7 protein-coding genes and 1 tRNA gene are annotated in these 11814 nt (G+C 60.2%); 3 read left to right on the forward strand and 5 right to left on the reverse strand.

From position 1 onward, the window contains the following. Positions 1 to 213: 213 nt before the first annotated feature. From glgA to glgB, 5 genes are all read right to left on the reverse strand, one after another. Positions 214 to 2535 (reverse strand): glycogen synthase GlgA, encoded by a 2322-nt coding sequence (gene glgA, locus DXC99_RS04240; RefSeq protein WP_199408866.1) that lies wholly within the window; start codon positions 2533 to 2535, stop codon positions 214 to 216. Positions 2536 to 2625: 90 nt separating this feature from the next. Next, positions 2626 to 3753, reverse strand: a complete 1128-nt coding sequence (gene glgD / locus DXC99_RS04245; protein WP_117629353.1) for a glucose-1-phosphate adenylyltransferase subunit GlgD — start codon at positions 3751 to 3753, stop codon at positions 2626 to 2628. A 4-nt stretch (positions 3754 to 3757) separates the two neighbouring features. Next, complete coding sequence (locus DXC99_RS04250) at positions 3758 to 4906, reverse strand: glucose-1-phosphate adenylyltransferase (RefSeq protein ID WP_117629354.1); 1149 nt, start codon at positions 4904 to 4906, stop codon at positions 3758 to 3760. A 104-nt stretch (positions 4907 to 5010) separates the two neighbouring features. After that, the gene (locus DXC99_RS04255; protein ID WP_117629355.1) at positions 5011 to 7437 is read right to left on the reverse strand and encodes a glycogen/starch/alpha-glucan phosphorylase; all 2427 of its coding nucleotides are present in this window, start codon (positions 7435 to 7437) and stop codon (positions 5011 to 5013) included. A gap of 94 nt (positions 7438 to 7531) precedes the next feature. Further along, positions 7532 to 9670, reverse strand: coding sequence for a 1,4-alpha-glucan branching protein GlgB (glgB, locus tag DXC99_RS04260; protein WP_233505671.1), 2139 nt, complete (start codon positions 9668 to 9670; stop codon positions 7532 to 7534). A 454-nt stretch (positions 9671 to 10124) separates the two neighbouring features. On the opposite strand from glgB, the gene DXC99_RS04265 reads away from it, so the two are divergent. The 3 genes from DXC99_RS04265 to DXC99_RS04275 all read left to right on the forward strand — a co-directional run bounded on the left by DXC99_RS04265 (position 10125) and on the right by DXC99_RS04275 (position 11710). Beyond that, positions 10125 to 10814, forward strand: coding sequence for an HAD family phosphatase (locus DXC99_RS04265; protein ID WP_117629402.1), 690 nt, complete (start codon positions 10125 to 10127; stop codon positions 10812 to 10814). 9 nt (positions 10815 to 10823) lie between these two features. Continuing rightward, positions 10824 to 11465, forward strand: a complete 642-nt coding sequence (locus DXC99_RS04270) for a thiamine diphosphokinase (protein WP_117629357.1) — start codon at positions 10824 to 10826, stop codon at positions 11463 to 11465. 172 nt (positions 11466 to 11637) lie between these two features. Further along, positions 11638 to 11710, forward strand: a tRNA-Ala gene (locus DXC99_RS04275). The last annotated feature ends 104 nt before the right edge of the window (positions 11711 to 11814 follow it).

Raw genomic sequence — 11814 nt, forward strand, 5'->3', positions numbered from 1 at the left:
CGATAAATTGAATGATCTCAACTACGGTCATTTTGGTGATATTAAAACCGCAGGTAGAGGCGTTGCCAATTTCGTAGATTACCAGCCGTGGTCGGCCGGAGCCATTTTGTCGTAGTAAACCAGCCCTCTTTTTAATAGAGAAGTTCAACGCAAAAGAGGACGCCTGGTTGAGCGCCCTCTTTTGCGTTGAGGATTAAGTTTTAATCGTCCGGATTAGCGGCGCTTGCGGGCGGCCGTTGCCTTGCGGACGGAGGTCTTCTTGGTAGGAGCCTTTTCCTCAGTGGGAGCGGCGGGGGAGACCGAGACCTCCTTGGCGGGCTCGGTCTTTGCCGTAGCCTTCGGAGCGGTCTTGACCTCAGCGGCCTTCGGAGTCGGCTCGGCCTTTACTGCGGGCTTTTCCTCGGCCTTAGCCTCTGCCTTGGGAGCAGCGGTCTTGGCCGTGGCCTTTTTGACCGTCGTCGTAGCGCGCTTGCGCGTTGTGGTTTTGGCGGCCGGCTTGGCCTCGACAGCTGCCTCGGCCTTGGACTCGGCAGGCGTCTCCTCGACCTTGGCGGCCGGCTTTGCGGCAGCCTTGGTTTTGGTCGACTTTGTGACCGTGGCCTTCTTGGCGGTCGTGGTCTTGGTCGCGGTCGTCTTCTTGGCTGCAGTCTTGGCCGGAGTCTTCTTGGCCGGCTTGGTCTCGGCGGTCTCGGCCTTTACCTCGGGAGCAGCCTCGGCCTCGGCGGCCTTCTTGGCAGCGGCGGTCGTGCGCTTGCGCGTAGTCGTTGCCTTGGCGGTAGTTGCCTTGGCAGCGGTGGTCTTGGTGGCAGCGGCCTTGGTTGTCGTAGCCTTCTTGGCCGTCGTCTTGCGCGTCGTGGTCTTCTTGGCAGCAGGCTTCGCAGCCGGCTTAGCCTCAGCCTCGGGAGCAGCCTCGGGAGCTGTCTCAACCTTCACCTCAGATTTAGCCTCAACCGGCTTCTCCTCAGCCTTAGGCTCGGGCTTGGCCACAACCTCGGCCTGGGGCTCGGGCTCGGCCTCAGCCTTCTCAGCCACAACCACAGGCTCGTCGACAACCGCCGCCGGCCTCTTGATCTCCGGGTGCATAAAGAAGTACAGATCCAGATACTTGTCGGCCGAGCGCGTCCAGCTAAAGTCCTGGCTCATGGCCTGCGTGACCAGTTGGTTCCAGGCGTCACGGTTGTCCCAGAACAGGCGTGCCGCGCGGAACACGGCGTCGCCCATCTCGTCGCCGTTAAAGTTGCTAAACGAGAAGCCCGTGCCCTCGCCGGTAAACTCGTTATACGGGATCACGGTGTCCTTCAGGCCACCGGTCTCGCGCACGATGGGCAGCGTACCGTAGCGCATGGCGATGATCTGCGACAGGCCACAGGGCTCAAACTTCGAAGGCATCAGGAACATGTCGGCGGCGGCATACATGCGCTGCGACAGCGCCGGATCGAACTCGATGCGCGCGGCCATGGTGCCGGGGTACTTGTCCTGGAAGTAGCGCAGACCGTCCTCGTAGTCGCGGTCGCCGGTACCCAGCACGGCCACCTGCACGCCGCCGGCCAGGATGCGGTCGAGTGCGTACATGACCAGGTCCATGCCCTTTTGGCGCGTCAGGCGCGTGACCATCACCATGAGCGGACGGTCGTCGCGAACCTCGAGCCCCAGCTCTTCCTGCAGCTTGGCCTTGCACACGGCCTTGCCGGAACGGTCCTCGACGGTGTAGTTGGCGGCAATGCGCTTGTCGGTCGCCGGGTCAAAGCCTGCCACGTCAATGCCGTTCAAAATGCCCTGTAGCGCATAGGAGCGCTCGCGCAGCACACCGTCCAGGCCCTCGCCAAATTCGGGCGTCTGGATCTCGTTGGCATAGGTGGGGCTCACCGTGGTGATGGCATCGGCATAGCGCAGCGCGCCCAGCATGTAGTTGATGCTGCAGGCGTCGCAACGCAGCTGCGAGGCGGCCGCCGGAATATGCGCCACGCCCAGGATGTCCTCCATCACGGTGTCGCTAAACTGGCCCTGGAACGCCACGTTGTGGATCGAGAACACGGTCTTTACGCGGTCGTACAGCGGCAGGCCCTGGTAGAACTCGCGCAAAAACACGGGCGCCAGTGCCGTCTGCCAGTCGTTGCAGTGCAGGATGTCGCACTCAAAGCCGGCGGGCAAGTGCTGCAGGCTCTCGGTGATGGCCTTGGAGAAGAACGCAAAGCGCTCGCCGTCGTCAAAGAAGCCGTACGGATAGTCGCGCGCAAAGTAGCGCTCGTTGTCGATGAACATATAGGTGACGCCGTCGTGCTCGAGCTTCTCGAGCCCGCAGTACTCGTTGCGCCAGCCCAAGCTCACGTAAAAGTCGGAGAAGTGCTCCATCTGCGCCTTGTACTCGTCCTTGATGGTGGCGTACTTGGGCACCATGACGATGACCTCGGCGCCGGCGCGCACAAGCGCCGCAGGCAGCGAGCCCGCCACGTCGCCCAGGCCACCGGTCTTCACAAACGGTGCGCACTCGGCCGAGGCAAACACGATCTGCATCTTTTTGCTGGAATCTGCCATATTGTCTCCCATGTTGCAATTCGAGAATAGCCGCCTGGCACAAACCGGGCGGCTATTCTACATGTTACGAGCGATGTTGCGGTGCCAACGTTAACGTACGATGGTGGTGTCGCAAGTTAACGGAGCCTTGCCCAGCACCAGGATGTTCTCGGGCGTGCCGCGAAGCTCGGTGTTGGTGGGAACCACGTTGTTTTTGTCCAGAATGGCGTTCTCAACGCGGGCGCCGCTCTTGATGATGCAGCTCTGGTTGATGATCGAATTGGTGACCGAAGCGCCTTCCTCGACCACAACGCCGCGCGACAGGATCGAGTTGCGCACGGTGCCCTTGATGATGCAGCCGGCCGAGATGATCGAGTTGCACGCGTGGCTGCCGGTCGCATAGCGCGAAGGCGGCACGTCGTGAGCCTTGGTCAGGATCGGGCGCTCGGGGTCAAAGAGCTGGTCGGCCACGGTCTGGTCGAGCAGGTCCATGCTACGGCGATACAGCGACTTCTCGCTAAACACGCCCACGACCTCGCCCTTGTACTCGTAGCTGCACACGTCGATGTTGCCAAAGTCGCCCTGGAGTGCCTCGAGCAGGTCCAGATAGTCGGCGGCCTGGTAGTGGTCGATGATCTCGAGGAGCGTCTCGCGGTTGACGATGCAGCAGTCCATGGAGGCGTTGTCGCCGTACGCGACGCCGGCGCTCACGCCCGTCAGGCGGCCGTTCTCGTTAATCTCGAGTTTGGTCTCGTCCTCGACATTGCGCGTGGCCTTGCAGTACACCACGGTCATCTGGGCACCGGAGTTCTCGTGCGCTTCGATGATGGTGTTGAGGTCCATGTTAAAGATGATGTTGGTGCCCATCATCACGACATAGGGATTCTCCGAGCGCTGGAACAGCGTCTTGTTGGAGATGATGTCGCGCAGCAGGAAGCGCATGCCGCCCTTGGTGGTGCCATACGCGTTGCCGGGCACCATGAACAGGCCGCCCTTCTTGCGGTCCAGGCCCCAGTCCTTACCCGAGCCCACATGGTCGATCAGCGAGCGGTAGTTACCCGGCATGACGACGCCGACGGTCTTAATGCCGGCATTCATCATGTTGGACAGCGGGAAGTCGATCAGGCGGTAGCGGCCCAAAAACGGAACGGACGCGATGGGGCGGTCCTTGAGCAGGACGCTGCCGTAGGTCGAAGAGTAGTTAGCGGTGATATAACCGATGGCCTTGCGATTGATCATCGGATCATTCCCCCTTCCCGATAACGACGTCATTTCCAACGACGGCCGTATCCTTGGTGGTATCGACAGAGCCGAGCTTCACGCCCTCTTCGACCGTGGAGTTCTCGCCCAAAATAGCGCGGCAGATGTGCGCGCCGCTCTTAACGTGCGCACCCGGCAGCAGCACGGAGTCCTCGACCACGGCGCGCTCCTCGATGATGACATCGGTCGAAAGGATCGAGTGGCGAGCGGTGCCGTAGATCTTGCAGCCGTTGGAGACTAGGCAGTCGTCCAGACGGCCGTCCGGGCCAATGTAGTGCGGCGGACGCGTGGTGATGTTGGACATAATGGGGAAGTTCTTGTCAAACAGATCGAACTCGGGGTTGTTGCCCAGCAGGTCCATCGAGGTCTCGTGGAAGCTGGCGATAGTGCCGACGTCCTTCCAAAAGCCGTGGAACTCGTAGCTGTACAGGCGCTTGTTCTCGCCGAGCAGCTTGGGGATGATGTCCTTGCCAAAGTCGTGGCTCGAGCGCTGGTCCTGAGCGTCCTCCTCGAGCGCCTCGATCAGCACGTCGGCCGAGAAGATGTAGATGCCCATGGACGCAAGGTTCGAATCGGGTTTCTCGGGCTTCTCGGTGAACTTGGTGATGCGGCCGTCCTCGGGGTCGGTGGTCAGGATGCCAAAGCGGCTGGCCTCCTCCCACGGCACGGGCATAACGCTCACCGTGAGGTCGGCGTTGTTCTCAATGTGCGTCTTGAGCATCTTGCGGTAGTCCATGCGATACAGGTGATCGCCCGAAAGAATCAGAACGTACTTGGGGTCGTTCGCCTTGATGTAGTCGAGGTTCTGCGTAATGGCGTCGGCCGTGCCCGCATACCAGGCGCCGCCGGTCTGCGTCTCGTACGGCGGCAGGATCGACACGCCGCCGTCGCGGCTGTCCAGATCCCACGCCTCGCCGGAGCCCACGTAGGCATGCAGCAGGTAGGGACGGTACTGCGTCAGAACGCCCACCGTGTCGATGCCCGAGTTGGAGCAGTTGGACAGCGAAAAGTCGATAATGCGGAACTTGCCACCAAAGCTAACCGCCGGCTTGGCGATCTTTTGGGTGAGTGCCCCCAATCGGCTGCCCTGTCCTCCTGCGAGGAGCATCGCGATGCATTCTTTCTTACTCATCGATTTCTCCTTCTGTCATCCATGTTCCTAACCCATTAGCGACGGGCGCGGCACACTGTCACGCCCGTCGAGTAATGCCGTGCGGCAAAGGGAGCTCGCGCGCTTTATGCGTGCCAGATCTCGTCGCGATACTCGCGAATGGTGCGGTCGGACGAGAACCAGCCACTCGAGGCGGTGTTGAGCAGGGCCTTGCGGTTCCAGGTCTCCTGGTCGCCGTAGCTGCCCGTGAGGTTCTCCCATGCATCCACGTAGCTACGGAAGTCAGCCATGACTAGGTCGGGGTCGTTGTTGTTCATGAGCTCGTTGTAGATGCTCTCGAAGTTGCCCGAAAGACCCGCAAACGTGTTGTCCTTGAGCTCGTTCATCACGCGGCCCAGACGCTCGCGGTCGCCGTTGAGGGTATCCCACGCAAAGTAGCTGTTGGATGCCCAAAGCTGCTCGACCTCGGGGGCGGTCAGGCCAAAGATGGCCTCGTTCTCGCGGCCGGCCAGATCGGCGATCTCGATGTTGGCGCCGTCAAGGGTACCCAGCGTAATGGCGCCGTTCATCATGAGCTTCATGTTGGACGTGCCCGAGGCCTCCTTGCCGGCCGTGGAGATCTGCTCCGAGATCTCGGCGGCGGGGTAGATGAGCTGGGCGTTGCTCACGCGGAAGTTGGGGATAAAGCAGACCTTCATGACCTCATTGACGCGGGCATCGTTGTTGATGACGTCGGCCACGGAGTTAATGAGGCGGATGGTCTCCTTGGCAAAGGTGTAGCTCGAGGCGGCCTTGCCGCTAAAGATGAAGGTCGTCGGCGTCACGTGGAAGTTGGGATCGGCGATGCGACGGTTGTAGATGTCCATCACCTTCATGATATTCATGAGCTGGCGCTTGTAGGCATGGAAGCGCTTAACCTGAACATCGAAGACGGTGTTGGGGTCAATGACCAGACCGGTCTCGGCCTTAACGTAGGCGGCCAGGCGCTCCTTGTTAGCGCGCTTGGAGGCACCCACGGCCTTCAGGAACTCGGTGTCGTTCTGGAACTCTTTGAGCTTCTCCAGCTCAAAGGCGTCCTTGAGCCAGCCGTCGCCAATGGCCTCGGTCACGAGCTTGGCGTAGGTGGGGTTGGCCTCGGCAAAGAAGCGACGGTGCGAGATGCCGTTGGTCTTGTTGTTGAACTTCTCGGGCGTCAGGGCATAGAAGTCCTTGAGCACGATGTTCTTGATGATGTCGGAGTGGATCTTTGCCACGCCGTTGACGCTGTGGCTGCAGATCACAGACAGGTTGGCCATGCGAATCTCGCCGTCCCACAGAATGGCGGTCTGGCGCAGACGCTCCTGCCAGCCCTCCTGCGTGGTGTCGAACGACTCGTGCCAACGACGGCTGATCTCGTCGATGATCTGGTACACGCGGGGGAGGAGCTTGGAGAACGTGCCGATGGGCCACTTCTCCAGAGCCTCGGGCAGGATGGTGTGGTTGGTGTAGCTCACGACCTGCGTCACGATGTTCCAGGCGTCGTCCCACTCGAGCTTCTTCTCGTCAATGAGGATGCGCATGAGCTCGGGGCCGCACATGGCGGGGTGCGTATCGTTGGTGTGGATGGCCACAAACTGCGGCAGCAGCTCCCAGTTCTCGCCGTGCTCCTTCTCAAAGGTGTCGAGCAGGCTGTAGATGCCGGCCGACACAAACAGGTACTCCTGCTTCAGGCGCAGCAGACGGCCGTGCTCGCCGGCGTCGTTGGGGTAGAGGATGGCGCTGATGGCCTCGGCCTCGGCGCGCTCGGCGTCGGCCAGGGCGTAGTCGCCGCGGTTGAAGGCCTCCAGGTCAAAGTGCTCCTCGACCGGCTCGGCAGCCCAGACGCGCAGCTTGTTGACGGTCTCGCCGGCATAGCCCACCACGGGGATATCGTAGGGGACAGCCAGGATGTCCTGCGTATCCACCGTGCGGTAGTACGTGCGGCCGTCCTCCTCAAAGCCCTCGACATGGCCACCAAACTTGATGGTCACGGCCTTGTCCTGACGACGGACTTCCCAGGGATAGCCGTGGGTGAGCCACTCGTCGGTGGTCTCGACCTGACTGCCATTGACGATCTCCTGCTTAAACAGGCCGTAGCGATAGCGCATGCCGTTGCCGTAGCCGGCAATGCCCTCGGCAGCCATGGAATCCAGGAAGCATGCGGCCAGACGGCCCAGGCCACCGTTGCCCAGAGCCGGATCGGGCTCCTGGTTCTCGATAACGGAAAGGTCGAAGCCCATGTCGTCGAGCGCCTCGGCGACCATGTCGCGCACGCCAAAGTTGAGCAGGTAGTTGTCGAGCAGACGGCCGATCAAAAACTCGATCGAGAAGTAGTACACGCGCTTCTTGCCCTCGGCGGTGACGCGGGCGTCACTCTTGGTGGCAACGGTGCGCGCCTTCTCGGCCACGAGCTTGGCCAGGGCGTTAAAGCGATCGAGGTCGCTCGCGGTCTCGACGCTCTTGCCACTGATGCTCATGACGGCATCGCGATAGAGCTCGGTAAACTCCTGCTTGTTGTCGAAGATCTTATTCATACGTTCCTTTCCCCCGGGGATGTTTCTCCCGGAACGGTTATGACTTGTATCCTACGCCCCCGCGGGGCGGGTAATTACAGTGGTAACGCCTTTGTTACGCTTTCTTGGCAGAAGCCTTAACAGCGGCTGCCTTGGCCTTGGGAGCAGCCTTTTTAGTGGCTGCCTTTTTGGCCGTGGCGGACTTGGCCGAAGCCTTGGCGGCGGGCTTGGTCGCCTTCGTCTTGGCCGGAGCCTTCTTAGCAACCGCGGCCTTGGGCTTCACCGAGGACGTACGCTTGCGCGTTGCCTTCTTGGGCTCCTCGACCACGGGCGGCTTGTAGCTGCTGGGACCACGGCGCTTAAGCACCACGCCTGCCAGGCCGGGAACCTTAATCTCGATGGAGTCCATTTGCCCGTTCCAGGGATAGGGCTCGCTCGAGCAGGTGTAGGGCTCCTCACCGGCGTATCCGCTGCCACCGAACTCGGGACGGTCGGAATCGAAGATGACCTCCCAGTCACCCTCGCGCGGCACGCCCACACGGAAGCTCTCGTAGCTTGCCGGATCAAAGTTGATCAGGATCACCAGGTCGTCATCGACGTCCTCGCCCTGGCGCACAAAGCTCACGATGGACTGCTTGGAGTTGTCCGCGTCGATCCAGGTAAAGCCGTCGTCGTTGTAGCCGCGCTCGTACAGGGCGGGCTCGGCGGTGTACAGGTGGTTGAGCGCCTTGATAAACGCCTGATGATGACGGTGGGTCTCGTACTCCTCGGTTAGGAACCACTGGATGGACTCGTAGTAGCGCCACTCAATAAACTGGCCGATCTCGTTGCCCATAAAGTTGAGCTTGGCGCCGGGGTGCGTCATCTGGTAGAAAGCCAGCGTGCGCAGGCCGGCAAACTGGCGCCACCAGTCGCCCGGCATGCGGCCGATGAGCGAGCACTTGCCGTGGACGACCTCGTCGTGGCTCAGCGGGCAAATAAAGTTCTCGGTAAAGGCGTACATGATGGAGAACGTGAGCAGCCCGTGGTTGCCGGGGCGCCACGGAAAATCGGTCTGCATGTAGTGCAGGGTGTCGTTCATCCAGCCCATGTCCCACTTGTAGTGGAAGCCCAGGCCGCCGTCCTGCGGCGGATAGGTCACGAGCGGCCACGCGGTGGACTCCTCGGCCATCATCATCACGTCAGGGAAGTGGGCCTCCACGGCGCAGTTGACCTGGCGGATAAACGCGCTGGCGTCCAGGTCCTCCTCGGTACCGTATTTGTTGAACTTCTTTTGGCCGGGATCGTCGATGCCAAAGTTGAGGTACAGCATGCTGGACACGCCGTCCATGCGAATGCCGTCAACATGGAAGTTCTCGAGCCAATACAGCACGTTGGAGACCAGGAAGGAGCGGACCTCGCCGCGGGCGAAGTCAAACTTGTGCGTTCCCCAGTTGGGGTGAATCTCGTGCTCAAACAGCATGTGGCCGTTAAAGGTGGCAAGGCCGTGGGAGTCGGCGCAAAAACCGCCGGGTACCCAGTCCATGATCACGCCAATGCCTGCCTCGTGGCACGCATCGATAAAGTGCATGAGCTGCTGCGGGTTGCCGTAGCGCGACGTGGCGGCATAGTAGCCGGTCGTCTGATAGCCCCAGGAGCCATCGAAGGGATGCTCCATGAGCGGCATGACCTCGATATGCGTGTAGCCCATGTCGCGCACGTAGTCCACGAGCTCTACCGACAGATCGTCGTAGGTGTAAAACTCGCCGCGCTGTGCGGGGAAGGGGTCCATGGGGCCTGGGTAGTTGCCGTACTCGTCCGGCTCGCCCTGCGGCGTATCGCCGTGGCGCTTCCACGATCCGATATGTACCTCGTAGATGTTGAGCGGCTGCGACATGTGGTTGTGGTCAGCGCGGCGCTTGAGCCACGCGGCATCGTTCCACTTATAGCCGTCGAGTGTCCACAGCACGCTCGCAGTACCCGGAGGGCACTCGGCCTTAAAGGCATACGGATCGGCCTTGTAGAGCTTTTCGCCCTCGTTGGTCTCGATGAGATATTTATAGAGTTGGCCCTGCTCGGCGCCAGGAATAAAGCCTTCCCAAATAGCGCTCGTATGCACGGGCACCAACGGGTTGGCTTCTTCATCCCAGTCGTTAAATTCGCCAATGACATGCACGCTCTTTACATCGGGCGCCCAAACGCAAAAGCGCCAGCCGCGCGTACGGTTCTGCGTGTCGGGGTGCGCGCCCATCTTTTCCCAGCTGCGCTCCCACATGCCAATGCCAAACAGGTAGACATCGTCCTTAGAGAGCTCCGGTGCGTGCGGGGCGGCTTTACGGGTAGCAGGCTTTTTGGTTGCTGGCTTTAGCTTTGTATCGCTCACGTTTGATCCCATCATGACGCGGCAGCGTGTTGCCTTGGTGACTAGATGCGAAAGGTCCAAGGCTGCACGAATCGAGGGGACGGCGATAGTTCTATGATTCGTTCCACCTCGCGTGCTCGGTGGAACTTTCGGCACGAAATACGATAACACCTGTTCGTTACTTTTATGGAGAAAAGTGGATTTGCGGCGGCGTTTAATCGGCGAGCGCCATGTTTATACCACTGGCAGAATTGCGTTGGTAAAACTCTTGACAGTTTTATCAAATAGGGTTTCTAGACTAGTAGATTAACGTTTGGTAAAACGTTTTTAGCAGGTTGTTTACCATTTGACATCGAAAGGTATGTTTATGTCCCAGACCGCCGCTCACAATGTCGCTTTTATTTTCGATTGCGACGGCACACTGGTTAATAGCACCCCCGTTTGGGCCTATGCCCAGCCCGAGTTATTGCACCGCCACGGTATTGACGTGACGGTCGACGATTTTGCCCAGTTTGAGCATTTGTCGCTCGAGGATGAGTGCCAGGCCTACCACGACACCTGGGGCATTGGAGCGAATGGCGAGGAACTGTATCGCGAGCTGAGCGACATTCTGATCGATGGCTATTCTAAGGTGCCGCCACGCGAGGGTCTCCTTGCATTTTTGAAGCAGGCCCAGGAGGCCGGTATTGCCATGTGCGTGGCCACGTCCACGCCGGCCGCGCTGGTGCAGTCCGCGCTCGCTGGAGCCGGGCTCGACGCTTACATGGAGTTTGTTAACACGACGGGTGAGGCAGGACGTTCCAAGCAGTTCCCCGATGTGTACGAGCTGGCGCTGCGCCGCCTGGAGGAGCGCCATGGGTGCAAGTTTGAGCGCGCGTGGGTGTTTGAGGACGCGGTCTTTGGCCTTAAGAGCTCTGGGACCGCCGGCTTTAAACGTGTGGGTATTTATGACCCGCACGGCCGCATGAAGCGCGACGACATGCGCGCCAACTGCGATATCTTTATCGACAGCTACGAGGAGCTGGATTTGGCTCGCGTGCTTTCGTTTGAGGGATAGGCGAGGTCTGTGGCTTGCAAAGTACTAATAGTCTGTGGCTCGCCCGTGTTGGCGAGCGAGGATCTATTGCGTAGGTTAGCAGGGGAGTGCGATCACGTTGTCGCCGTGGACCGCGGACTCGACGCGCTGCTGGGCGCCGGTCTGGGCTGCGACGTTTATGTGGGGGATGCCGACACGGTGAGCGATGCGGGTCGTGCGTTGGTCGATGCCACCGAAGCCTTTGAGGTAGAGCGCCACGACCCGTACAAGGACTATACCGATTTAGCACTGGCCCTCGATTCCGTCCGTCGCCGCTGGCCAGGTGCCGAAGTGGTGGCGACTTGCGCCACGGGTGGCCGCCCGGACATGGCCCTAAGCGTCCTAGGTCTACTAGCCAGCTACAAAGAGGCCCCCGTCTGGATTGTCGAGGACGAGACCACGGCCCGCATTCTGCACAGAGGCGAATCGTGGGCTATCGAAGGTGCCGAAGGCAAGACATTCTCCATCATCGCCATTGTCCCCAACACCAAGGTAAGCGAACACGGCCTAGAATGGGAGCTAGACCACAGCCCCCTGGGCCTGTTGGCGGACACGGGCATCAGCAACATAGTAAGAACAACAGCCAACATAACCGTCCACCAAGGAACCGCAATCGGATTCCTATTCGCGTGAGGGTTTTATCGGGACGGAGCAGGGATTTTTGGGACTGGCCTTAAAATTGCGCACTGGCCGAAGGCCAGGGTGAAATTTTAAGGCCAGTCCCAAAAATCCCGTAAGTCACCCCAACAACCCAAAAAAGTCCTTGCATCAAAGAAGGTCTTCCCCTATACTACTACCTCGTCACGGGGGCGTAGCTCAGCTGGGAGAGCGCTTGACTGGCAGTCAAGAGGTCAGGGGTTCGATCCCCCTCGTCTCCACCCGAGCATTGAATGAGGCTCCAACGCAAGTTGGGGCCTTTTTTCATATTGGCACACAAGGTCAAAGGCGGCACCATGATCCTCCTGGTCGACAAGATCGAAAA

It is taken from the genome of Collinsella sp. TF10-11AT (assembly GCF_003437565.1).
Taxonomy (GTDB): Bacteria; Actinomycetota; Coriobacteriia; order Coriobacteriales; family Coriobacteriaceae; genus Collinsella.

What these genes read in the sequence shown, in the direction of transcription:
- glgA (WP_199408866.1), bottom strand. Translation starts at nt 2,535, where the DNA reads ATGGCAGATTCCAGCAAAAAGATGCAGATCGTGTTTGCCTCGGCCGAG.
- glgD (WP_117629353.1), bottom strand. Translation starts at nt 3,753, where the DNA reads ATGATCAATCGCAAGGCCATCGGTTATATCACCGCTAACTACTCTTCG.
- DXC99_RS04250 (WP_117629354.1), bottom strand. Translation starts at nt 4,906, where the DNA reads ATGAGTAAGAAAGAATGCATCGCGATGCTCCTCGCAGGAGGACAGGGC.
- DXC99_RS04255 (WP_117629355.1), bottom strand. Translation starts at nt 7,437, where the DNA reads ATGAATAAGATCTTCGACAACAAGCAGGAGTTTACCGAGCTCTATCGC.
- glgB (WP_233505671.1), bottom strand. Translation starts at nt 9,670, where the DNA reads ATGTGGGAGCGCAGCTGGGAAAAGATGGGCGCGCACCCCGACACGCAG.
- DXC99_RS04265 (WP_117629402.1), top strand. Translation starts at nt 10,125, where the DNA reads ATGTCCCAGACCGCCGCTCACAATGTCGCTTTTATTTTCGATTGCGAC.